Here is a 24,123-nt window from a genome sequence, read left to right as displayed (position 1 = left end):
TAAATTTGAGAGAAAAACCACTAAAATGGACTTTGAGCTTACAATTATAATCCCTGTTTATAATGAAGAAGACAATCTTTTGAGAGTACAACAGGAGCTGTCCGGTTTCATGCTACACGCCCGAAAAAAAGCAAAAGTACTTTTCGTTAACGACGGCTCTAAAGACAATAGTCAAAAAATAATAGAAGAGATTTGTTCCGATACGGATGCTTTTGAATTCATTTCTTTTGATAAAAATTATGGCCTTAGTGCAGCCATAAAGGCCGGATTTGATACGGCCAATACTTCCTGGGTAGGTTATATTGATGCCGACCTGCAAACTGACCCTATGGATTTCAATATTCTTTTAGAATATGCAGATAGTTATGAGCTGGTAACCGGTGTGCGTGCTAACCGCAAAGATTCTTTTGTCAAAAATCTTTCGTCTAAAATCGCCAATGGAATACGTCGTGCATTTACACATGATGGCATGGACGACACGGGTTGTCCTCTAAAAATTATCCGTACGGATGTAGCCAAAAAAATCCCTATGTTCAATGGTCTGCATCGGTTCCTGCCGGCTATGGTATTATTACAAGGCGGCAGAATCAGGCAAGTGCCCGTCAAACATTTTCCCAGAATAGCAGGCGTATCCAAATTTCATCTTTGGAACAGATTAATAGGTCCCTTACAAGATTGTTTTGCCTATTTGTGGATGAAGAAAAAATACCTCAACTACACTATAAACCGTAAAGGATGAATTCGTGGCTGATATATGCTATTGGGTTTACGGCGCAGATTCTTTTTTCGAGCCGACTGGTTCTCCAATGGATTATTTCTGAAAAACACAAACGCATCCTCACGCCTATATTGTTTTGGCAAATTAGCCTGTTGGCCGCTTTCCTGCTTTTTGTTTACGGTTATTTGAGAGATGATTTTTCAATTATGCTCGGACAGGCTATTACCTATTATATCTATATCCGGAACCTTCAGCTTCAGGGAGAATGGAAAAAACTGCACAAAGCTTTCCGCATCTTTATCCTCCTTTTTCCTGTCCTGTTAATTAGTTATGGATATAACAATAATTCCTATGACCTTGACCGGCTATTAAAAAATGAAAACATTCCGATTTGGCTGTTATGGCTTGGAATCATTTCCCAAATACTTTTTACGTTCCGGTTTGTCTATCAATGGCTCTATTCCGAAAAACGAAGAGAATCGTCTTTGCCTTTGGGTTTCTGGACGATTAGTTTTTTTGGCTCATTACTGATTCTTACTTATGCCATTATCCGAAAAGACCCTGTTCTTTTTGCAGGGCATTTGTTAGGCATTGTTATTTATTCCAGAAGCATCCTAATTATCCTGAAAAATGAAAGAACTGCTGCATCATAAATATCCGCTCCTTTTATTGGCTGTTAGCCTGACATTATTACTTCCGCATCTTGACATTATTTATGTCAACATTATGGAGGCCCGAAATTTTATTACGGCCCGGGAAATGGTTACTAACAACAACTGGCTGCTTACCACAATTAACAATCTGCCACGTTATGAAAAACCGCCTTTACCTACCTGGCTGACAGCCCTGGCGGGAATCTTATTCGGATTTGACAGTCTTTTTGGTTTACGGCTGCCTGTAGTGTTTGCGACAGTATTTCTGGTATTAATGTCGTATAAATTCTCCAAAAATCTGGAACTGACTAAAAAACAGAGTTTTCAAAACGGACTGCTTCTTATTACTTCCTTTTATATTTTTTTTGGAGGCAGGGATAACCAATGGGATATGTATACGCATAGCTTTATGATGGCTTCACTTTATTTTTTATGGAAGCTATTGCAGGAAGACTCCGCAAAAGCCAAAAATGCAATACTATCCGGATTATTTTTTGGCTTGTCTTTTCTTAGCAAAGGACCTATTTCGTTATATGCACTATTTCTTCCTTTTCTTATTGCCTATGGATTTACGTATGGATTTAAAGTAAGAAGCCGATGGCATTATGGTATTTTGGTATTGGCATTAGGTACAGCCATAGGACTTTCATGGCCCTTGTATGTACGGTTTGCTGACCCTGAATCATTTTTAGAAACAACTACAAGAGAAGCATCACGTTGGGCGAGCTATAACACACGCCCGTTTTTCTATTACTGGAGCTTTTTTACACAAAGTGGCATCTGGACCATCCCAAGCCTTATTGCCCTGCTCTATCCTTACATGAAAACCCGTGTTACCAATCTGAAGGCTTACCGATTTACTCTGTTCTGGACATTGGCATCCGTAATATTATTATCGCTTATTCCTGAAAAAAAATCAAGATACCTGCTTCCGGTACTGATTCCTATGGCACTGAATACCGGATTTTATATAGAGTATCTTTTTGAAAAATTTAAAACGCTAACCAAAAATGAGAAACGGATGGCTTATTTTGCTTTCGGTCTGATTGGAATCATAGCTGTAGCATTGTCTTTTATTTTACCTTTTATATTAAAAACCCTGAACGGATTCTGGTTATGGTATGTTTTAGTAGCCATTGCTTCTCTGGTTTGCGGTATTATCATCATACGGTCACTGCTAAAAAACAATTTTGGCAAAGTCTTTTACAGCATTATCGCTTTCCAAATTTGCATTATGGTTTTTGGCCTGCCGTTGATTGGCGCATTTTTAGGAAATCCGGATTATTATTCGCCTCAAAAACTTCATGTTGTCAAAGCGAAAGAGCACATTGAGATTTATGACCTGCAAAATTATTGTCCTGAAATGATTTGGGAATATGGAGAGCCGATTCCTTTAATAATAAACAATGGTAAAATTAAAATTCCAAAGGAAAATCGGTTTGGATTGCTTGTCAACATAGACGATACCACCAGGCTTCGGGAAACTTTTAAGGACTATAAAATTGAAAAACTGCTCACCGTTGACATGAATCCGGTTCCAAAATCAAAAAAGAGCCATAAAAAACGTTTAGAGCGTGATTTTTATATTGTTTCACGATAATCTGCCGCATCAAACAGCACTGTGGCTGTTGTACCTTTACCCAAATCACTTTGGATATTTAATTCTGCATTGAGCAGAATGCACAATCTCTTTACAATAGACAAGCCAAGTCCCGTACCTTTAATGGCCTGACGCTGACTTTCGGCACGGAAAAATTCGTTATAAATTTTCTGGAGGTCTTCCGGAGCAATTCCAACACCGCTATCGGCAATCAGACAGGCTATTTTACCCCCTGATTCGTGAAGCGTAATGACAATCCTGCCTTTTTCTTTGGTATATTTTACAGCATTTGAAATCAGGTTTTCAATGATAACCGATACTAAATAAGCATCGGAGCGTATTTTATAATGGTCGCTGAATTCGAAACTCAAAGCAATGTTCTTAGCTGCAATTCTTGAGGAATAGCGTTCCAAAACCTGAAGTATGATTTCATCCAATTCAATATTTTCTATCTGCACCGCCGCTTTCTGGTTTTCGAATCGGGCCAGCAGTAATAATTGGTCTGCCAAATCATTCAGGCGATTTACCTCACTGATACAGTATTGTATTTTTTCTTCGTATTCTGAACTATTTCGCGGTTTTCTTATCAGTACTTCCAGAGTTCCCTGTATGACAGCCAAAGGCGTTCGCAATTCATGGGAAGCATCAGAAGTAAATTTGCGCTCCCGTGCCACCGCGTCCTCTATACGGTCGAGTAATTGGTTTATGGAAGTTGCCAATTCAAAAAGTTCGTCTTTGTTTTTAGGAAGCTCAATTCTTTGACCCAGATTGTTATTTGTAATCTTGCTGGCCGTATTGATAATATCTACCGCCGGCCTGATACTTTTACCTGCAATAAAGCGTGTAATAAAAAACAAGGCCATCAATACGGCAAAGAAGGCAATAAGAAGCACATTGCTTAAATTGTCCAGAAGCCTGAGTTCCTGTTCCATCGACATGGCTATAATAACATAGCCCACTGTATGCCCATGGCTTATCAATGGAGCCTGCACTTGTCTTATGGGAATATCTGCCAAAAAAGTATCTACCGTATAGGGTTCTTCTTCACCTAACTTTAACTCCAGGGTTTCATCTTTGAGGTTTCGGGATTTTTCATAAAAACGGCCCTTGCTGTCAAAAATCTGCACAAATACAGGATTGACATTAATTTCATTGTGCTCGCTTTCCTCCCATTCGCTGGGCTCAACGAGCATGAGGTGATTAATTGGCTGGCTTTCTACAAATTCCTGATGGTAATGGATTTCTGTTTCGAGATCGTGATTGATGTCATAATTGACTGAAAGCCGAACTACAGAATAGACTATTCCAAAAACAACGGCAATAAGTGCTGCCGCACTGATAAGGTTGTATACAGCTATTCTGTTTCTGAAAGACAAGGACATAATTGGCTAGATTTCATTTGCAATATAGCCAATTCCACGCACAGTTTTGATATAGTCTTCTTCTTTTCGCAACCCAAGTTTTTTCCGTATGGAATTGATAAATACATCTATAACTCCCGATTCATAATCAAAATGTATATTCCACACTTCTTTGATAATCTGGCTTCTGCTACATACGGTGCCTTTATTTTTGATGAGGTATTCTAAAAGTGAAAATTCTTTCTGTGTGAGGTAGACTTCTTCATTATGGATAAAAACCTGATGTTTTTCTTTATCCAAATGGATAGGCCCTAACACATAGCTATTTTCTGCAACAGCAGAACGAAACTGCACTTTTATACGTTCCAGAAGCTCTTCAAAACTGAATGGTTTTTTGATATAATCATTGGCGCCTGCCTTAAGTCCTTCGATAGTTTCCTGTACGGTATCTTTGGCTGTCAGAAATAATATGGGTGCTGTCCTGCCGGTTTTGCGGAATGATTTGCAAACTTCTATTCCTGATAATTTGGGAAGCATCCAATCCAGTAACAGCAAATCAAAAGGTTGTGAAAGGGCAAGTCGCAGTGCTTTTTCGCCATCGGACGCCACAGTCACCGTATAATTTTCTTCTTCAAGCCCTTGCTTGAGGAAGTTTGAAATACCAATTTCATCTTCAGCTACCAGGATATTCATATGCTACAGTTTGATAAAAGTCAATCATTATGCTACCAATACGTTGAGGGATTTCGGCAAAATATCTACCTGTATCTTATTAGTTTCCAATCTGTGATATTCGCCATCGATTTGTACATCAGTAAAAATTCTGTCCGGCAATTCGGCGCTTAAACTTTGAATCATGGCGTGTTCTGCTTTTTTGAATTTTTCACATTGTTTGGCTACGACCAATCCTCCAAAAAACATTTTTTCTAAAAAACCGATGCGCGGCACATACAGCATGTCCAAATAACCGTCAGAAAGACTGGCTTTTGGCGTAAGGCTCATATTATAACCCATTTCATTGGAATTCGAAATAAAAAGCAAAAACGGGTCAACAAAATGTTCTTTACCATTATACCGCAATATTGCTTTTTGCGGCTTGTACTGTGAACTTGCTTTAAGAGAAGCATTCACATATGCCGAAAGTGTTCGTTTTTCAGTGCTCTCGTATTTCTTGATAATCATGGCATCAATGCCAAGTCCCATATTACTGAAAAAGCAATGCTGGTTTACCCTGCCGGAATCAATCGCAACTGATTTTTGTTTCTTTATAATTTCGATAGCCTGCGTTATATTTTTCGGAATGTCAAGATTTGAAGCCAGTCCATTTCCGGAACCTACAGGAATAATTCCAAGTTTTATATTGGTATTGACCAACTGAGAAGCTATTTCGCTGATTGTGCCATCACCGCCACAGGCTACAATAATATCAGGTTTCTGACTTATTGCCTTTTTTGTTAAGTCTATTGCATGTTTTTTATAGTTGGAATAGTCTATTTCAAGCCTAAAATCGGTTTCCGGAAAATAATGCTCCAGAAATTCTTTAGTGATGCTGTGTTTTCCTTTCCCGGAAATGGGATTAACTATAAAATGAATGTATGTCATTCTTTAAGCAATTTGTTTGTAAATAAATAATCGGCGGCCTGATAACCCGCAATGGTTTCTTCCAAAAACTTTTTGTCCATTGGAATAGGCTCAAGTTCATTGGTTTCTTTGTTCCAGTCATAAAAAGCCTGTTTTTTCTGGTCGGATAAAATCATGGCCTTTTCCTTCTTCATATATACCAGCTTTCTGTAAGTTCCCACATAAGCCCGTTCTGCATATTCCCTATCATAAACATTTTTCCCAAAAAAATTAGAACGGTAATTCCAATGTAATTTTGAAAATAAGGTCGGAAACAAGTCAATCTGCGAACATTGCTGCTGAATTTTTTCCGGTGATTGGCCCGGCAAATTATAAATAAAAGCCGGAATATGATAATTTGCGACATCAATTTCATCTTTTCCTGCACTACTGGCGCAATGGTCGGCTATAATTACAAAAACGGTATTCTTAAACCATGGCTTACTTTTTGCCTTTTCCAGCATCTGTCCTAATGCAAAATCTGCATACTTCACAGCACCATCCCTATTCGTCCCGGAAGGAATATCGATTTTGTTTTCCGGATAGGTATATGGCCTATGGTTGGAAGTGGTCATGACAAAATTGAAGAACGGTTTTTGGGCAGCATAATGTTCATCTGCCACTTTCAGCATTTTGTCATAAATATTTTCATCACAGATTCCCCAGGCATTTTCAAAAGTCACTTCGTTATCATCAATATTATATCGCCGGGTTTTGATTTTATCACTCAATACACTTCCTCTGCCGCGGTCATATATGGTAAAACCATTTCCTCCAAAATAACTGTTCATATTGTCAAAATAGCCATCGCCACCATAAAAGAAGCTGTTTTGATAGCCTTTAGCTTTAAAAACATTAGAAACCGTATAAAGTCCCTGATTATCTGGACGCTTTACAATACTCTGTCCGGGAGTAGGCGGTATGCAAAGCGTTACAGCTTCCATTCCGCGTACTGTTCGGGTTCCGGTAGCATAAAGATTGCTAAAGAAAATGCTTTCCTGTGCCAGTTTATCCATACAGGGTGTAATGCCTTTTTCATTGCCGAATTCTTTCATAAAACTGCCACTCATACTTTCCATCAGTATAAAAACGACATTCGGTTTCGCATCAGAAGGCTGCACGTCTGTTATATCTCTTCGGATAGAGGTACCCTCCTTTAAAAAACGGCTATCTGATTGTTTGACCTGCTCTCTGGCAATTTCAAAAGCTTTTTTCGCATCAATAGAAGTATAGAACCGCGTATATTCCATCTGGTTATTGCGAAACTCTGCAAAAAATGAATAGATTCCGGCTTTGGAAATCTCATTATTATAACGGTTGGAGGACCATTCTGCCTGAGTATTTTTTATAAATCCAATATAAAATGTCAACAGCACAGCAGTAACAGCAAATACTGAAAGTTTTTCTTTTATACTAGCCTTTGCTGCAAATGTCCATGCGAAAATGCCTTTCTTTTGAAACAAAAAGACAATCAAAAAGGTAATCAGCGCCACTCCCGAAATGAGATAGGGCAACGGATAAGATTCCCGTATGTTGCTGACAACTTCGTGCGTATAAATAAGGTAATCGACAGCAATAAAATTAAAACGGGTACGGAATTCTTCCCAGAAGGTAATTTCTGCAAAAAAAACAAATACCAACAACAGCACTGTCAATGAAAAGAAAAAATAAATAAGAAATCTGTCCAATCGGGAACCAACATAACGATTTGGAAACAGTAACAGATAAAGGATTCCCGGCAAGGCTACAAAGCCAACTACCCCTATGTCAAAAAACATTCCGGTTGCCAATGTCCTTATTACCGCTATTGGGCTCCAGGATACTTCATTCATCTGCCAAAGCATAAATACAATGCGGAGCAGTAATGACAACAGCAGAAATCCTTTAAAAAAATTCCACAATAGCGAAAATCGTGATGAGGAAAATGCCAATCTAAACTTTGACTTGGGGGCCTCCATATTCATAGTGTTTGTTTTGCAAAGTTAACGGGGAAGAGAATATTAAATTGGAGTGTTAAGTCAGTATTAAGCAAATCTTAAGAATAGGCAATTTATGTTTCTTATCCTCGTTTTCTTATATTTACGTATTAAAATCTGCTTATGAAATCACTTACCTTTCTTCCTGTTTTTTCAATCTTATTTTCCTGTTCGGGAACATCGCAGGAAATCCCTACCAATACGAAGAAGCTGCCTTTAAAAGAAGCTTCTGCCGTAGCCGTTTCAAAAGTTTCCAATCTGATTTGGGTAGCCGAAGACAGTGGTAATAAAAACAACATCTACGGACTTACTCCAGAAGGAAAGATTGCGCATGCCGTAACGCTTGAAAATGCAAAAAATGTAGATTGGGAAGATTTGACTGCTGATGAGGAAGGCAATTTGTATGTAGGTGATTTTGGCAATAATGACAATATCCGTAAAGACCTTTGCATTTACAAAATCAATGCAGGGGACCTGAAAAATGAGACGGCAGTTTCGCCTTCTAAAGTGGAATTTTACTATCCTGAACAAAGTCAGTTTCCTCCTAAGAAATCGGAACTTTTTTATGATGCCGAATCTTTTTTTATCTACAAAGGGAACTTTTACATTTTCACCAAAAACAGAAGCAAAGGATTTGACGGCACGGTCATGCTCTATAAAGTACCCAACCAAACCGGCCGTCACAAAGCCCAATTGTTAGGCAAATTTAAAGCCTGCAACAACTATCATAAATGTGCCATTACCAGTGCAGACATTAGTCCTGATGGCAAGAAAATCGCATTGCTTAGCTCCAGTAAAGTATGGATACTTTCTGATTTTAAGGGTGATAATTTCCTCAACGGAAAGACCGAAATGTTTGAACTCAATGACGTGACACAAAAAGAAGGCATTTGCTTTAAAGACAATGAAACCTTATTTATTGTAGACGAAAAAAGTAAAAAAACAGGCGGTAATCTTTATGAAATCAAGCTGTCTGACTTAAAATCCAAATCCTAATCCTGCTGAAACCCTAAGGCCATCTGCTGAATTAAAAAGTGACAGTTTACCTGTAACCAGATTTACGCCATTAATCCAAATACCGCCGCCATATGCCTGATGCCATTTGTCTGACTCTTCATTAGGCACCCATACACGGCCATAGTCAAAACCTCCAAATACACCATAACGCAGCGGTGCAACGCCATTATCTATTTTCCCGAGATTCCAGCGAAGGTCAGTACTTTGGTAGAACGACTGCTTGCCCGAAAAACGTTGGTTCCTGAAACCACGCAGGTCAGTATCGCCACCCACAGTAGCCGCCTGATAGAATTCAAAATCATCATCAAACAAGGCTTTTCCTTTTAAAAGTGTAGCCAGTATCCAGTTGCCACTAGTCGATATTTTATAGGTAAATCCTAACGAGCCTTCTGCATAGGGAAATTTCCTGTCAGTTTCATTGATATTTATGGTATATCCTCCCATCAGTGAGAAAACCATCCCTAAGGTAGCATTTGATGGATTGTCATAGTTTTCAAAAGTATATTTGGCGCTGAGGTCGACAAAGTTTTTGTAATCGAAAACATCCGGATTTAGAACTCCAGGCTGACTTACAAATCTTCCGGCAGTTCTGTCTACACTTATTCTTTCAAAACTTGCCTGTACAATTGCCGAACCTCCCATTTCGCCTGTCCATTGCAAAGATGGCGTAGCTTTCAGCCTTCTTATCTTGACACGGTTATAGTCCATATTGATATCGTCATCCGGATTTTCTGTCTCATTTCCAATACCAAAATAATTAACACTAAAATTAGGGCTTGTGTAAAGCGCATCAATTACAAAATTCCATTTCCCTATCTGATGCGGAAAAACGCCTTTATAGAACAATTCATAACCGCTGGTGGCGAAATAATAGTTCCCACCAACAACATGTCTTTGAGAATATGGGAATCTGTTGAATCCATTTACTGTATAATTGACCCTGGCTCCTATTTTGACACCATCATCCGGGTTGAATCCGAGTAGCGGATAACCGGCCATTACATTATATTTTGGCTTTTCGTAGTCGTAGGTATTAATCAGATATGAATCCGAAAGCATTTTTTCTCCTTTTCCGGTGTTGACAACCGTATTATCTTTGGTTGAAGAATCATAGATTCTTATTTTACGGCTACTCTCCACATCATAAGTGTCATGGTCTTGTCCTCCAAGCAGTCGTATCTTGAGTTTTCTCCTGCCTTCGCCTTTTACTTCAAAAATATCATCATCATCCAGACCATATACCCATAATTCTCTGGTTTCCGGAGAATGATAGGTTTTCTGACGGATTAATTCTTCCCTGTCTTTCTTGATACGATATACCTCAACCTTGGTTACATCTCCATCTCTTGTAATTACAAACCGGTCTTTTTTATCGGTACCGACAATAAGCACTGTCTTTTGCAATACTTTATAATATTGGTGTGCATATTTTTCCAGATGTTTCTTTCTGGCTTTCAGGTCGGATTTTATTTTTTCTATAGAAGCATCCTTAACCTCTTTTGGCAATTTTTCAAAAGCCTTGTCAATTTCAGAATTGGAAAGATTGTCTGTAATGTATTTCGCCTGTTGGCTCCACACTTTTTCATCAGATTTTGTAATAAAGGCCAAATCCAGAGCATAGGCTTCGCGGTTGAACCATTTTACATTATCGAGCTTGTCATCAAATGACCTCATATGACGCAAAGCCGGAAAGTTCATCAAAATAGACAATAATGTACCATCATATCTGGAAAATGCCTGGTCTCTGTCGCGCGGTATCGGTCGATAAATTACTTTGCCGTTTTCTTTATATTCGCCCCATCTCCATTGGTCTGCATGCCTGTCCCAATCGCCAATCAGCATATCGAATATTCTTGCCCTGATATAGCTTGGCTCATCAACTTCATATTTTTCATCAGCTCTGATATTTGCCAGGACATCATCTGTGCTGATAATTTTGTCAGGTTTTCCGAAACTCTTGAGGTCTTTGAATGCACTCATAGGACGTTCCTCAATCATATACAACTCATCACCGTATTCTTCATTAAATAATGCCAGTCTGTTTTGCTTTGGCACATAAAACAGTTTGGGATTGGAATGGCTTATACCTACTCTGTCTGCCAGTTCAGAAACAATAAATGGCGTATATGGATGGGCAGTAGTATAAAAATCCATGATAAAATCTTCTGCATATGTATCGCGGAAATCTTTTTCTACCGACTGGTCTTTAAAAGCAACCGACTGCAGGAATCGGGTAGCACTTTTCTTTAAGGCTCTCATGACATATTCCTTACCGTCTTTATCTACCAATCGGAGTGATTTTGACTGGTGACCTCCGCCGGAAATCGTAGGAGTCAAACCACCATACAAGGTGTCAAGGCTTACGCTTTGGGCTTTTATTGGTGTGCTGTAAATCTTTCTGTAATGTTTTCCCCAAAGAAAACGATAGGCACCTCCTTTAGTGGTCATTTTTGTAGTATAAACCGAGGTGTCTTTAGAGGTCGGGAAATTGTTTGGGTATTCTCTCAAATTTGGTTTTGGCCTTGGGAAAGTCGGTTGCTGTTTATACAAAAGTCCTTCCTTACCTTTAGAATCAGCTCCGTAATAGGACACTTTTGAAGCGCCATTTCCTAATACTTCCAATACCGCATAACCATTATGTCCGAAGGAAAAATCGTTCTCATTGATTGCTCTTGCCGCTTCTTCTTTTGAGCCTGCTCCACTGATAATCTGTTTGATATTATCCTTGTCGATATATTGTAAATTATGGTCATGTCCTGAAACCACCACCACATTATTCCGATTCTGTATGAGTGTCTTGACTCTTTTGACAAAAGCATTGTACTTTTTATTTTGCAGGTCTTGCGGACTGATACCGGAAGTTTTACGCAATAAGTTGATAATTGTACCAATTACCGGCATTGGTATTTTTTTCTCTATCGGGAAAAGGTGTTTTTTCAAAGAAAATTCTCCACCATGTGTTCCATTACTCATCAAGGGGTGATGGATAGCCAGGATTGTTGTTTTTTTCTGATTATCGTTCAGCCTGCTTTCCAGTTCGTCAAAAAACTGTTCCCGCGACTTAATATCACAATCGTTGTTGATGGTAGGGTGTTTGTCCCAATCTTCCAGATACCATTGGCTGTCGATCACAATCAATGCCACATTATCATTGATATTCAAGTGGTCTATTCCGCAATTCTTTCTGGGAAGGAATGATTTTTTTTCTTTAAGATATTCATTAACCAGCCTTTCCTGTTCTTTTAAACCCTCTACCCCATTATACCAGTCGTGATTTCCCGGAATGAATATCGTTTTCCCTTTAAAATTCTTAGACAAGGCAAGTTGTATGTTTAATTTTTCTTCGGCCGTTTTTCTGTCCGGACTGTCTTTTGGCGGCATGCCCAACGGATAAATATTATCCCCTAAAAAAAGTAAAGTACTGTTTGTATCTGCTTTCTTCAGCCTTTCTTCAAATAGCTTAAGAATTTGCTTTGCTTTGAGTTCATCAGCATTGCCCGCATCTCCTACCAGATAGAAAGTATGTGAAACTGTTTTCGGATTATCAAAATTATCTTTTATCGTAACAGGCTCCTTGCTTCCAAACTGGGAATGATTTGTAGCACAGGATTGTAAAAAAATTATCAAGCAGATATACTTGAAAGGGGTTATATTTCGTTTACGTGTTACATTAAGCCAAAATAATTTCATAATTTGGTAGTGGATTTAATTCAATTTATTTGATATGAATATTCTTCAAAAAGCTGAAAATTTTATATTTCAATTATTCAAAGATAACTTATCTTCCGATTATATTTACCATAATTTTAATCATACTTTAAGGGTTGTCGACAGCGTACGCCAATTGATAAAAGGAGAAAAAGTTTCAGAAGAAGATGCTGAAATTCTTGAAATTGCGGCCTGGTTTCACGATGCAGGATATATCAATGGAGGTGAAAGACATGAAGAAAAAGGGGCACAGATTGCCGAAGATTTTCTAAAGGAAAACGGATTTCCTGACGACAAAATTTCCAAAGTTAAGGCACTCATAATAGCAACTGAAATCAAACGCACTCCTGAAAATCATTTGGAAATGATTATCCGCGATGCTGACTGCTCCCATTTCGGACATAAAGAATACTCCAATTTTGCGGAACTGTTGCGCCAGGAATGGAAAATTGTTGCCCATAAGGAATTTTCCAATTTAGAATGGGCTAAAGAAAACAGGACTGTTTTCCTCAAGTACCATCGTTTTTATACCGATTTCGCGAAGGCAAACTGGCAACCTCAAAAAGACCTTAATCTTTCTGAATTGCAGGATAAGATTACGGATTGGGAAAAAGGAAAAAAGGAAAAGCCAAAAAACACCCTGAATAAAAAAAAGCTGGAACGGTTAGAAACTCCTGAAAGGGGAATCGACACCATGTTTCGCGTGACACTGAACAACCACACCAAACTTAGCCAGATTGCAGACAGTAAAGCCAATATTCTTCTTTCTGTCAACGCCATCATCATTTCGATTGCCTTGTCCACCTTAATTCCTAAACTGGACAGCCCGACAAATGCGCATTTGATTGTTCCAACTTTCGTCATGCTGATGTTTAGTGTAATTTCTATCATTTTCGCCATACTTTCCACACGTCCAAAAGTAACAAGCGGACTTTTTACACGAAAAGATATTGAAGAAAAAAAGGTCAATCTGTTGTTCTTTGGAAACTTCCACAAAATGCCTCTTGATGAATATCAGTGGGCAATGAATGTGCTCATGAAAGACCGCGAATATCTTTACAACTCCATGATTAAGGACCTTTATTATCTGGGATTGGTATTGAACCGAAAATACAAACTGCTTCGCATTACATATACGGTATTTATGTTTGGAATCATCACCTCCGTAATTGCCTTTGTATGGGCATTCAAGACGGTCTAATTCTTAACCGATAGCTCTTTTACCAAATCCTGATAGGTATAGCCGTTTTCTGAGTCTTCAGGCTGGCTATACAGAATTTCTACACGCAACGCTTTTAGTCCGGTAACACCCTGCAGGTCTTCTACCTCAAAAGTTTCAATAGCGCCCAGCTTGTTTTTATGCTGTAGGAGGCTGATGTATCTTCTGTACTCCACTTCTTCCTGATGTTGTGAATAGACAATCGTAATCTTGCCTTTTTGAGTAATCCTTTCATCTGTTCCCTTTATGTTCGATTTGTCGATTCTTTTTTTCACGACTTCATAACGGGCATTATAGGTGCCGTCAACATCAAAACGTTTTTCGTCCATTCTGAACCGTATTGAGATTGGCGTACTGAAAACAAGTATCAGTGAGGTCACATCCAAATCATATGGAAGCGAAGGACGCATATGGTAATATTCGTTTTCCATCTCACACAATACCTGAAGCTGCCATAAGCGCAAGTTGCTTAAATAAACATGGCTAAATGAAAGCTGCGGTGCAATAGAAGCACCAATATAAAGGTTATGTTCCACTCCATCCGTCTTAAACCGTTCGTAATAGTGCGGGAAAAAAGACTGGGCTTCTTCTTGTTTTTTATCAAGTAAAAAAGCCATTTTTTTATTGATAAGTGAAAGCGTCTCGTCAAAATCTTTACGCGCATCATAGACCATCATTATTTTAGGGTCCAACGATTTAAAATAGGTATCTACTTTTGCACGAACAACTTCATTGGAGTCCTTAAAATGATGTAACATAGGATGCACTTCGTTGAGCACATAACTCTGAATAAGGGACTCTGTGTCGGCTTTCAAAGTTTCTTTCAGTTGTTTTTCCAAATCTTCCAGCTCAAAAATATTCTGGTAAATTACAGGAAGCTTCAGATTGTCACTTACAAAACGAAGTAATCTGAGAAGCCGTTCAATCTGGACTGTAAGGTCTTTTTCTATAGCTTCGTTTCGCGCTACAGAAGAGCCTTTGATATCAATTTGTCCGTATAGCGGATATACTTCTTTAAAAACAATCTCTTTAAAAGGCAAATCCCTGGCATTTTTATCAGTCGTATGCAAGGAAGCTTCCTCTCTGAATTTCCAGTAAACACTCGGGTGGATAGCCGTATATTCTTTTTGGATTATGGCATCAATTTGATTTTGCATGTCTGAAAAATACCGGTCTATAGTATCTACCAGAAAAGGCATAACCAAATCCAACTTGTTGGCATTGACACTATTCAGCTGTTTTGGCTCTGACGACACCAATTCAACGATTCCAAGAAATTTTTCATCTTTGATAACCGGTGCAAAAATACAGCTTTGCACATTCTGAGAAAGCAGGTGCTCTGCAAATCCTTTTTCTTCCGGGTTGGCAATCAGAAATTCTTTTACATCTGAAATGATAAAATACTTTTTCTGTCCTACCAGGGTTTCCAGCGAACATTCGCCTAAAGCATTACGGCACTCTTCCTCCATACCTGTCAATAAAAAGCTATGCATTTCTTCTTCAAAATCAGCTTTTTTTAATCGGGTACCATCACTGCTAAAGGCAGCAAAACCGGTTCTTAAATCGGGTATTTTATAGATAGACCTGAAGATAGTTTCGATTGTCTCCCTTTTTAAATCGTTTCCTTTATCATTACTTAAAAGGTTACTTTTCAGATTAGAAATGGCGCTTTCAACCGAATTATCGTAAAGCGTCATAATCCCGAAACCTTTAAGTATCCAGCTACCCGGCGGAAATTTTTCTTTCCAAAGCGCCAGGTCATCATAATTGTCAATCAACAAATTGATGTCTTCCTGAGTAAGCGCAATTGATTTTTCAGTAGGAAACACTTCCAGGAAATCTGCATTATAGAGAATCCGATAATGTTTTATAATTCCTTCAGCATTTGGAATGTCATAAAAAATGGGAGTACTGAAATCAATTTTACTACCATAATAGTAGTTCAGGATAATCAGACAGTTCATGACATAAAACTGGTGCTCGTCAAAATCCCTGATTATGATTTCAAAATCTTCACCAGCTTCACTTATAATCTTGTTAAGCCTTTCTGTAGTATTAAAAATATAATTGTCAAACGGAATCGTTACCGCCTTAATTTCGTTATGCGTCAAAGCCGTTGGAAACAGGTCTGACAAAAGATATTTGATACGCAGGTAGTGCTTTTCAATCTGCTGATACGATTCAATACCATCTCTTAGCTCCGGATAAGGTTCAATTTCCTTTAAAAGTCCCTTTGCATAAGCGGCACGATAATCTACATCTGAACCTGCTATTTCTTCCAAAACCTCAATCACTTTCGCAAAAGAAATCTTGACTTTAAAAGGACTGAGATTATCGTGAATATGGTTCATATTTTGAAGATTCAAATTGTAGGCAAATTTACGAAAATAAAAGATTCGCAAATCCAAAAGAAAACAAAAAAGCCGTCAGATAAACTGACGGCTTTTTCAAATAAAAATCTAAAAACTAAATACTATTTATTTTGAAAAACAGTGAAACTGCTTTTTTGATTTCCTTTTTAAATTTATTACTAAAGCTAATATAGAAAAATAATTCGCGGAAAAAAAAGAAAATCGATAAAACGCATATTTATTTAACGTTCGACATTAAACCTTTCTGCTCTTCCCGGGTCTTACTTTAAGTTTATTTGAAAAATGTTAAAGTATAGTAAAGAAAGTCATTCGTTTAAATAATAAAATTTAGTTTTGTTCGATGCCTAAATCTGGCTTTTCTTAACTTAAAATTATAATTACCCTGTTCACATGAAAATAAAACATCTAGTTTACGCAATTCTACTTCTTGGTATTGGCGGTATGATTGCCTATCGGATTATTAATAATAAGAAATCAGAATCAGAAAACGGAAAAGGACAGGGAAATAAAAAACCATCAACAGTTAGCGGCGTAGTAGTAAAACCTCAAAATTTTGCCGATGTACTTTCACTTTCCGGCTCGATTGAAGCTAACGAACAGATTGATGTACGCAGTGAAGTTTCCGGAATTGTTGAAAGCATCAACTTCAATGAAGGTACAATGGTATCAAAAGGGCAGGTGCTTTTTAAAGTAAACGATATCGAATTAAGAGCCCAACTGGCACAAGCCAAAACAGCACAGGGATTGGCTTCCGAAAACGAAAGAAGGGCAAAACTGCTTTTGCAAAAAGAAGCGATTAGCCAGGAAGAATATGATATTGCCAGTGCCGATTTCAAATCTGCCAAAGCACAATCACAACTCATTAGTGCCCAAATTGCAAAAACTACGGTACGTGCTCCTTTTTCCGGAAAAATAGGACTTCGCTCGATTTCCGAAGGAACTTACGTGACGCCAACTACCATGATTGCAAAACTGGTAAACACCAGCCGATTGAAAATTACTTTTTCTATCCCGGAAAAATATGCTTCCCAAATGAAAGTTAACGGTGAGTTTACATTTACAACTGCAGGTTCGCCGGAAAAATTCAAAGCCAAGATTTATGCCATCGAACCGGAAATTGAAGTAGCAACACGAACACTCAGATTAAGAGCCATTGCCGAAAATCCTGACGGCAAGCTCTATCCGGGAACCTTTGCAAACGTCATACTTCCATTAGACAATATTCCGGATGCCTTACTGGTTCCTACGCAGGCACTGATCCCTATCCAGAACGGAAAGAAACTGTTTATATCCCAAAACGGGAAAGCGAAAGAAATAATCGTTAAAACAGGAGCGCGAACAGATAAAGACATTCTGATTACTTCAGGTATCAAAGCAGGAGACACCGTATTGACTACAGGAGTGATGACACTAAAAGACGGAATGCCTGTCAAAGTCCAAATAAAAAACTAAACCCAAATGAGTTTATCTACCACGAGTATAAAAAGACCGGTTCTGACGATTGTCTTGAATCTCATGCTGATTCTTTTTGGAATTATTGGCTATACTTATCTGGGCGTACGTGAATTTCCCTCTATCGATCCGGCACAAATTTCCGTAAGAACGAGCTATACCGGAGCAAATGCCGACATTATCGAATCTCAGATTACCGAGCCTTTGGAAAAGGCCATCAATTCGATTGACGGTATCCGAAATATTACCTCCTCAAGTAATCAGGGAAGCAGCAACATTACGATCGAGTTCAACCTGGATAAAAATTTAGAAGAAGCCGCCAATGATGTGCGCGACAAAGTATCACAGGCCGTAAGAAGTCTTCCGCAGGACATTGATGCTCCTCCGGTAGTTTCAAAAGCCGATGCCGATTCCGAACCTATTATCACCATGACCGTACAGAGTGACAATAAGAATGTTCTGGAACTTTCGGATTATGCGGATAATGTCATCGCGCAGCGTCTGCAAACCATTCCGGGTGTCAGCAGCGTACAAATCTGGGGACAGCGAAAATACGCGATGCGCTTATGGATGGATCCGATCAAAATGGCTTCTTATGGCGTAACTGTTTCCGACGTAAGGTCTGCCCTGGCGAGCCAGAATGTAGAATTGCCATCCGGAAAATTGACCGGAGCCAATACAGAACTGACTGTCAAAACCGTAGGAAACCTTTCCACGGAAGAAGAATTCAATAACATTATCATCCTGGCACAAGGCGAAAAAATAGTCCGCTTTAGCGACATTGGTAATGCCGCTCTTGAAGCCGAAAACCTGGAAACCAAATTAAGCGATTCCGGACAGGAAATGGTCGGGATGGCAATTATTCCGCAACCCGGAACCAACTATCTGGACATTGCAAAAGCCTTTTACATTCAATACGACCAGCTAAAAAGAGATCTTCCTAAAGATTTCAAGTTAAATATAGCCATTGACAATACCGTATTTGTAAAAAAAGCGGTTGTAGAAGTAGCAGAAACTTTATTAGTAGCCATTGTACTGGTAGTACTGATTATTTACCTGTTTTTCAGAAACTGGGCCATCGCATTCCGTCCGCTGATTGATATTCCGGTTTCCCTGATTGCTACTTTTTTTATTATGTGGCTTTTCGGATTTTCCGTAAATGTACTTACGCTTCTGGCAATCGTACTCGCTACGGGTCTGGTCGTGGATGACGGTATCGTAGTTACTGAAAATATTTTCAAGAAAGTCGAAGAAGGAATGACACCCATTGAAGCGGCTATCAAAGGATCCAATGAGATTTTCTTTGCCGTTATCTCCATTTCGATTACCCTTGCCGCTGTATTCCTACCCGTAATATTCCTTGAAGGTTTCGTAGGAAGGCTCTTCCGGGAATTTGGTGTGGTGATTGGTGCGGCCGTTTTAATTTCTGCTTTTGTATCCCTGACCCTGACTCCAATGCTGAATGCCTATCTTATGAAAGGCGGTGAACAGAAAAGGTCTAAATTCTATGAATGGAGTGAGCCTTACTTTTTAAAAATGAACTCGGGTTATGCCGATGCGCTGGGTCGATTCATGAAGCGTAAATGGTTGAGCTTCCCTATCCTTATTATTTGTATCGGATTGATTGCTTTATTTTTCAGCACGCTGCAAAAAGAAACAGCTCCTTATGATGACAGAAGTTTTATTGGTGTAAACGTAACGGCACCAGAAGGAGCATCGTATGATTATATGGACCGTTTTATGACCGAACTGTCAGACTTAATCAACGATTCAATCCCTGAGAAAAAAGTGAGTTTGATTATTACTTCCCCGGGATTTGGTTCTGCATCAGTAAACAGCGGACGTGCCAGGATTGCTTTGGTAGAACCTGGCGAAAGAGAACGTTCGCAAAAAGAAATTGCAGAAGATCTTACCAAATGGACAAAAAAATATGCCGAGGCTAAGGTTTCCGTATCAGAACAGCCTACTATTTCCGTAAACCGACGTGGTGGACTTCCGATACAATATATTATTCAGGCGCAGAACTTTGAAAAACTAAGGGAAAAGATTCCTCAATTTATGGATGAGGCCGCACAGGACCCTACTTTTTCGATTACCGATGTCAACCTGAAATTCAACAAGCCTGAAATTTATGTGACTATCGACAGGGAAAAGGCACAGAGTCTTGGCGTTTCCGTAATTGATATTGCCCAAACATTACAGCTTTCTTTGAGCGGACAACGTTTTGGCTATTACATGATGAATGGTAAACAATATCAGGTTATGGGACAATTCGACAAAAAAGACCGCGAAGCGCCTATCGACCTTACTTCTATTTTCGTAAAAAATGCAGCAGGAGAGCTAATTCAATTGGACAACCTTGTTACTATTGAAGAAGAAAGCAGCCCGCCGCAATTGTACCATAACAACCGTTATATGTCTGCTACGGTTTCTGCCGGACTTGCTCCCGGAAAAAGTATCAGCGACGGTATCGATGCGATGGAACGCATCAAAGAAAAAGTCCTTGATGAAACTTTTACAACCGACCTTGGAGGTGAATCCCGTGATTTCGTAGAAAGTAATTCGAATACTGCTTTTGCCTTTGGATTGGCATTATTGCTTATATACCTGATTTTGGCAGCACAGTTTGAAAGCTTTATTGACCCGTTTATCATCATCCTGACAGTTCCGATGGCAGTTGCAGGAGCCTTATTCTCGCTTTGGCTGTTTGGCCAGACCTGGAACATTTTCAGCCAGATTGGAACCATTATGCTTATTGGACTGGTGACGAAGAATGGAATCCTGATTGTAGAATTTGCCAACCAACTCCGGGAACAGGGCAAAAACAAAATGGAAGCCATTATGGAAGCTGCAGAATCGCGTCTGCGTCCTATTCTGATGACCAGTTTGGCCATTGCTTTAGGAGCGCTTCCAATCGCATTGTCTTTGGGAGCAGCCTCAACCAGCCGTATTGGTATGGGAGTTGTTATTGTGGGCGGAACCTTATTCTCGTTGATACTGACATTATTTGTAATTCCTGCTATCTATTTTATGTGGTCCAGAGAAAAGAAACACAGGCCAGAATTTGACAACATAAAAGAATATGAAAAAGAATAATCGCATGACTTCTAAACTATTTTTTCAGATTGTTTTCTTTTTTGCCATTTCACTGGCAGCAAGAGCCCAAGAAATCTTAACGGTCGAAGATGCGGTAAAGATTGCGTTGGAAAACAATTACGAAATAAAAATTGCCAGCAATGAGCTAAAAATCGACCAGCAGAATGTTAGCCTTGCCAATGCAGGCGTATTACCACAGCTGAATGCCAATGTAACAGACAACAACAGCATCCAGAATACCACACAAACACAATCCGACGGTTCAGAGCGCAAACTTAACAACGCCAGAAATATGAACCTTAATTATGGGGTTGCCTTAAACTGGACTATTTTTGACGGTATGGCGATGTTTGCGCGTTATGACCGGTTGAAAGAATTAGAAAAATTAGGCGATGCTGAGCTCAAGCTTGCCATCTTTACAAAGGTTTCTGATGTTATCACGACTTACTATGACCTTGTACAGCAGCAGCAGCAACTGAAAGCGCTTGATACGGCAATTGTAATATCCAACCTGAGAGTCACTACAGCCGACAATCGTTATAAAATCGGAAAAGCCTCGAAATTAGAAGTATTGAACGCACAGGTTGACCTCAATACGGATACTACTGCCCTGCTCCGACAAAAAGAACTGTATGCCAATACTAAAATTTTCCTGAACGAAATTTTAGGCAGGGATGTAAAAACAGAATTTGTTGTTGCCGACGAAATCGCCATTGATGGAACACTTTTGCTTCCGGAACTGATGGCATTGGCAGAAAAACAAAATCCGCAATTGCAGGCACAGATTATCAATAAACGGATTAGCGAATTACAGCTCAAACAAGTCAAGGCGAGCCGTTATCCTACTGTAAACATTACATCGGGTTATAATTTTTCACGCACAGAAGCTTCACTTGGCTTTATTACCCAGTCTTCAGGACAAGGATTTACGTATGGCTTTAATGCTTCCATGAATATTTTTAATGGAGGACTTCAAAACAGAAACGAAAAGGCGGCCAAACTTCAGGTAGAAAATTCCAAGATTGTTATCGAGCAGCAATTACAAACTTTACGTTCGCAGTTGTCGTCTGCTTACCAGACCTACCTGACCAATCTGGAACTGACCAAGCTTGAAGCCAAAAACGAAGAAATTGCGAAAGAAAATCTTGATATTACTTTGGCAAAGTTTAAAATCGGAACGATTGCACCTTTGGAATTCCGTGAAGCACAACTTAATTATGTTAATGCAAAAGTCCGAAACAGCAATGCACAATATGCCGCTAAAGTATCCGAAATCAACCTAAAAGAATTGGCAGGAAATTTATCACTTTCTCAAAATTAAGCCTTTCAACTAAACTATTCTCAGTTTAATGTTAATTCATTTACTTATCTTTGAATAACAAACACTTAAACAAAATCAATCATGGAAGTAAATTTTTTAGCTTTGCTCGTTGCGGCATTATCGACGCTGGTTGTCGGTTTTATATGGTATAACCCAAAAGTTTTCGGAACCGCCTGGATGAACTCGGCCGGACTTACGGAAGAAAAATTAAAAGGTGCCAACATGGCTAAAATTTTTGGCCTTTGCATTGTATTTGCCTTTTTAATGGCTTTTATTTTGCAATTTCTCGTCATACATCAATGGGGAGCTTTAGCGGCAACTGGCGGAGATCCTGACCAGGCTGGCCCTGCTTACCAGGCATTCATGGCAGAACATGGAATGAAATTCCGAACATTTAAACACGGTGCTTTGCACGGTTTTATGACCGGACTATTTTTTACATTTCCACTAATTGCCATCAACGCGATGTTTGAAAGAAAAAGCTGGAAATTTATCTTTATCAATTCCGGCTATTGGATTGTGAACCTGACTATCATGGGCGGAATTATTTGCGCCTGGATGTAAACATATAGTATTCTAAAGTCTCGTCCTGATTACTATCAGGACGGGATTTATTATTTTTTAGCAATTGGAAACTACTTTAAGCTTCAAGCTTTTTACTACAACTTCTGAGCTTCCCCAAAATTGGGACAGCCTTACAACTGCTAACATCTTTCTTTCAAAATCCTATTTAAAAATACTCGAAACGGCTGCTCCGGATAATATGTCCTGCCATTTTATTGGTCTCTTTCGGAAAGAAAAGCTGGTCGGGATTGCGCTATCCCAATTTTTAGATCTGAGTAGGGTAAATTCTTACGGTGAAAGAGACAATTGCGCAAAAACTTCTATACGAAAATTTATATTCAAGAATTTTAGCTCTAAAGTTCTGATTATAGGTAACAACATGCTTACAGGCCAGAATGCTTATGAATTTGATTCCGGCCTGCCTTATTCTGATGGTTTGGTATTGTTGAAAAAGGCAGCAATCGAAATTGAAAGAAAATTACGGAAGAAAGGAACCAATACCCATATCACAGTATTCAAAGATTTTAAAAAAGAAGACCTCCATTACTTCAGGCTACGTGAATTTGATGAGTTTTATCAGTTCAGTACCCAACCAAACATGGTCTTCACTATTCGGGATAACTGGAAAAATGAGGCTGATTATATAAGCGCCCTAAATAAAAAGTACCGTGACCAGTACAAAAGGGCAAGAAAAAAATCAGAAGGCCTGACCAAAAAGAAACTTTCTTTGGAAGAGATTCAAAAACAGGAAAAAACGATTTATGATTTGTATTATTGTGTGGCTAAAAATGCTCCGTTTAATACTTTTTACCTTCCTGAAAATCATTTCTCCAGCTTCAAGATGCATCTTAAGGATAACTTTCTTTTTTATGGCTATTTTGAAGGCGAAAAAATGATTGGTTTTAACACCCTTATTAAAAATGGCGGCGCTGTAGACACTTATTTTTTAGGCTATGATGACAACTGCCAAAAGGAAAAGATGCTCTATCTCAACATGCTTTATGACATGATTTGTTATTCTATAAATAAGGGATTCCGGCAGATTATTTTTGCGCGGACAGCATTGGAAATTAAAAGTTCTGTGGGTGCTGTTCCTGAAAAAATGTATGGGTTTATCAAACACCACAATTCTTTTATCAATCTTTTTATCTCCCGTATTTTTGGCTATTTAGAACCTGAACTGGCCTGGAAAGAACGAAATCCTTTTAAATAGTTATGGGAAAGTTGATAACCCAATAAAAATACAATCTTGCACCTCAGAACCTTAGTGCCTTAGTACCTCTTATTTTTTTGAAACGCGGATTTTCACGGATTTAAATAATTACGCGGATTAAGAAGCCTTAAACTTAGCACCTCAAAACCTTAGTGCCTTTTATTTTTTGGAATGCGGATTTTCACGGATTAAATAATTACGCGGATCTAAGAAGCCTTAAACTTAGCACCTTA

16 protein-coding genes are annotated in these 24,123 nt (G+C 38.8%); 10 read left to right on the top strand and 6 right to left on the bottom strand.

What is annotated here, in order from left to right; translation table 11 throughout:
* The first annotated feature begins 25 nt into the window (after window positions 1-25).
* Genes BGO88_RS09040 through BGO88_RS09030 form a run of 3 tightly spaced genes read left to right on the top strand, consistent with a single transcriptional unit; the run spans window position 26 to window position 2,971 of the window.
* Window positions 26-739 (top strand): glycosyltransferase family 2 protein, encoded by a 714-nt coding sequence (locus tag BGO88_RS09040; RefSeq protein WP_286706655.1) that lies wholly within the window; start codon window positions 26-28, stop codon window positions 737-739.
* Window positions 736-1,371, top strand: a complete 636-nt coding sequence (locus BGO88_RS09035) for a lipid-A-disaccharide synthase N-terminal domain-containing protein (protein WP_286706654.1) — start codon at window positions 736-738, stop codon at window positions 1,369-1,371. The genes BGO88_RS09040 and BGO88_RS09035 overlap by 4 nt, the downstream gene beginning before the upstream one ends.
* On the top strand, window positions 1,349-2,971 hold the full coding sequence (locus tag BGO88_RS09030) for an ArnT family glycosyltransferase (protein ID WP_286706653.1): 1,623 nt from the start codon (window positions 1,349-1,351) through the stop codon (window positions 2,969-2,971). The genes BGO88_RS09035 and BGO88_RS09030 overlap by 23 nt, the downstream gene beginning before the upstream one ends.
* On the opposite strand, the gene BGO88_RS09025 is transcribed toward BGO88_RS09030, so the two are convergent.
* The 4 genes from BGO88_RS09025 to BGO88_RS09010 are packed head-to-tail and all read right to left on the bottom strand — an operon-like array spanning window position 2,953 to window position 7,916.
* Window positions 2,953-4,353, bottom strand: coding sequence for a sensor histidine kinase (locus BGO88_RS09025; RefSeq protein WP_286706652.1), 1,401 nt, complete (start codon window positions 4,351-4,353; stop codon window positions 2,953-2,955). The genes BGO88_RS09030 and BGO88_RS09025 overlap by 19 nt on opposite strands.
* A 6-nt stretch (window positions 4,354-4,359) precedes the next feature.
* The gene (locus BGO88_RS09020; protein ID WP_101471379.1) at window positions 4,360-5,025 is read right to left on the bottom strand and encodes a response regulator transcription factor; all 666 of its coding nucleotides are present in this window, start codon (window positions 5,023-5,025) and stop codon (window positions 4,360-4,362) included.
* A 27-nt stretch (window positions 5,026-5,052) separates the two neighbouring features.
* Window positions 5,053-5,934, bottom strand: a complete 882-nt coding sequence (locus BGO88_RS09015; RefSeq protein ID WP_286706651.1) for a diacylglycerol/lipid kinase family protein — start codon at window positions 5,932-5,934, stop codon at window positions 5,053-5,055.
* Window positions 5,931-7,916 (bottom strand): LTA synthase family protein, encoded by a 1,986-nt coding sequence (locus tag BGO88_RS09010; protein ID WP_286706650.1) that lies wholly within the window; start codon window positions 7,914-7,916, stop codon window positions 5,931-5,933. Before BGO88_RS09010 ends, BGO88_RS09015 begins: the two co-directional genes overlap by 4 nt.
* A gap of 135 nt (window positions 7,917-8,051) precedes the next feature.
* Here BGO88_RS09010 and BGO88_RS09005 point away from each other — a divergent pair, with 135 nt between their 5' ends.
* Window positions 8,052-8,924 carry a hypothetical protein gene (locus tag BGO88_RS09005; RefSeq protein WP_286706649.1) on the top strand — a complete coding sequence of 291 codons (873 nt, stop codon included), beginning with the start codon at window positions 8,052-8,054 and terminating at the stop codon, window positions 8,922-8,924.
* On the opposite strand, the gene BGO88_RS09000 is transcribed toward BGO88_RS09005, so the two are convergent.
* Window positions 8,907-12,572, bottom strand: a complete 3,666-nt coding sequence (locus tag BGO88_RS09000; protein WP_286706648.1) for a metallophosphoesterase — start codon at window positions 12,570-12,572, stop codon at window positions 8,907-8,909. The genes BGO88_RS09005 and BGO88_RS09000 overlap by 18 nt on opposite strands.
* A gap of 97 nt (window positions 12,573-12,669) precedes the next feature.
* On the opposite strand from BGO88_RS09000, the gene BGO88_RS08995 reads away from it, so the two are divergent.
* Window positions 12,670-13,854 carry a Pycsar system effector family protein gene (locus BGO88_RS08995; protein WP_286706647.1) on the top strand — a complete coding sequence of 395 codons (1,185 nt, stop codon included), beginning with the start codon at window positions 12,670-12,672 and terminating at the stop codon, window positions 13,852-13,854.
* Here BGO88_RS08995 and BGO88_RS08990 read toward each other — a convergent pair.
* On the bottom strand, window positions 13,851-16,223 hold the full coding sequence (locus BGO88_RS08990; protein ID WP_286706646.1) for a GAF domain-containing protein: 2,373 nt from the start codon (window positions 16,221-16,223) through the stop codon (window positions 13,851-13,853). The two genes, BGO88_RS08995 and BGO88_RS08990, sit on opposite strands and share 4 nt — an antisense overlap.
* A gap of 411 nt (window positions 16,224-16,634) precedes the next feature.
* On the opposite strand from BGO88_RS08990, the gene BGO88_RS08985 reads away from it, so the two are divergent.
* From BGO88_RS08985 to BGO88_RS08965, 5 genes are all read left to right on the top strand, one after another.
* Window positions 16,635-17,696, top strand: coding sequence for an efflux RND transporter periplasmic adaptor subunit (locus tag BGO88_RS08985; protein ID WP_286706645.1), 1,062 nt, complete (start codon window positions 16,635-16,637; stop codon window positions 17,694-17,696).
* Between the two features lie 6 nt (window positions 17,697-17,702).
* Window positions 17,703-20,792, top strand: coding sequence for an efflux RND transporter permease subunit (locus BGO88_RS08980; protein ID WP_286706644.1), 3,090 nt, complete (start codon window positions 17,703-17,705; stop codon window positions 20,790-20,792).
* Window positions 20,779-22,113, top strand: coding sequence for a TolC family protein (locus tag BGO88_RS08975; RefSeq protein ID WP_502686506.1), 1,335 nt, complete (start codon window positions 20,779-20,781; stop codon window positions 22,111-22,113). The genes BGO88_RS08980 and BGO88_RS08975 overlap by 14 nt, the downstream gene beginning before the upstream one ends.
* 81 nt (window positions 22,114-22,194) lie before the next feature.
* Window positions 22,195-22,677 carry a DUF1761 domain-containing protein gene (locus BGO88_RS08970; RefSeq protein WP_286706643.1) on the top strand — a complete coding sequence of 161 codons (483 nt, stop codon included), beginning with the start codon at window positions 22,195-22,197 and terminating at the stop codon, window positions 22,675-22,677.
* Between the two features lie 64 nt (window positions 22,678-22,741).
* Complete coding sequence (locus tag BGO88_RS08965) at window positions 22,742-23,890, top strand: 8-amino-7-oxononanoate synthase (RefSeq protein ID WP_286706642.1); 1,149 nt, start codon at window positions 22,742-22,744, stop codon at window positions 23,888-23,890.
* The last annotated feature ends 233 nt before the right edge of the window (window positions 23,891-24,123 follow it).

The sequence above is a fragment of the Flavobacterium sp. 38-13 genome (genome assembly GCF_001899155.1).
GTDB lineage: Bacteria > Bacteroidota > Bacteroidia > Flavobacteriales > Flavobacteriaceae > Flavobacterium > Flavobacterium lindanitolerans.
The sequence above is the reverse complement of the archived record's forward strand: the minus strand, read 5'-3'. Positions and strand labels throughout refer to the sequence as shown.

Coding starts and splice junctions, on each gene's coding strand:
- BGO88_RS09040 (WP_286706655.1), top strand. CDS start 26: ATGGACTTTGAGCTTACAATTATAATCCCTGTTTATAATGAAGAAGAC.
- BGO88_RS08970 (WP_286706643.1), top strand. CDS start 22,195: ATGGAAGTAAATTTTTTAGCTTTGCTCGTTGCGGCATTATCGACGCTG.
- BGO88_RS08980 (WP_286706644.1), top strand. CDS start 17,703: ATGAGTTTATCTACCACGAGTATAAAAAGACCGGTTCTGACGATTGTC.
- BGO88_RS09010 (WP_286706650.1), bottom strand. CDS start 7,916: ATGAATATGGAGGCCCCCAAGTCAAAGTTTAGATTGGCATTTTCCTCA.
- BGO88_RS08975 (WP_502686506.1), top strand. CDS start 20,779: ATGAAAAAGAATAATCGCATGACTTCTAAACTATTTTTTCAGATTGTT.
- BGO88_RS08995 (WP_286706647.1), top strand. CDS start 12,670: ATGAATATTCTTCAAAAAGCTGAAAATTTTATATTTCAATTATTCAAA.
- BGO88_RS09025 (WP_286706652.1), bottom strand. CDS start 4,353: ATGTCCTTGTCTTTCAGAAACAGAATAGCTGTATACAACCTTATCAGT.
- BGO88_RS08990 (WP_286706646.1), bottom strand. CDS start 16,223: ATGAACCATATTCACGATAATCTCAGTCCTTTTAAAGTCAAGATTTCT.
- BGO88_RS09015 (WP_286706651.1), bottom strand. CDS start 5,934: ATGACATACATTCATTTTATAGTTAATCCCATTTCCGGGAAAGGAAAA.
- BGO88_RS09030 (WP_286706653.1), top strand. CDS start 1,349: ATGAAAGAACTGCTGCATCATAAATATCCGCTCCTTTTATTGGCTGTT.
- BGO88_RS09035 (WP_286706654.1), top strand. CDS start 736: ATGAATTCGTGGCTGATATATGCTATTGGGTTTACGGCGCAGATTCTT.
- BGO88_RS09020 (WP_101471379.1), bottom strand. CDS start 5,025: ATGAATATCCTGGTAGCTGAAGATGAAATTGGTATTTCAAACTTCCTC.
- BGO88_RS09005 (WP_286706649.1), top strand. CDS start 8,052: ATGAAATCACTTACCTTTCTTCCTGTTTTTTCAATCTTATTTTCCTGT.
- BGO88_RS08985 (WP_286706645.1), top strand. CDS start 16,635: ATGAAAATAAAACATCTAGTTTACGCAATTCTACTTCTTGGTATTGGC.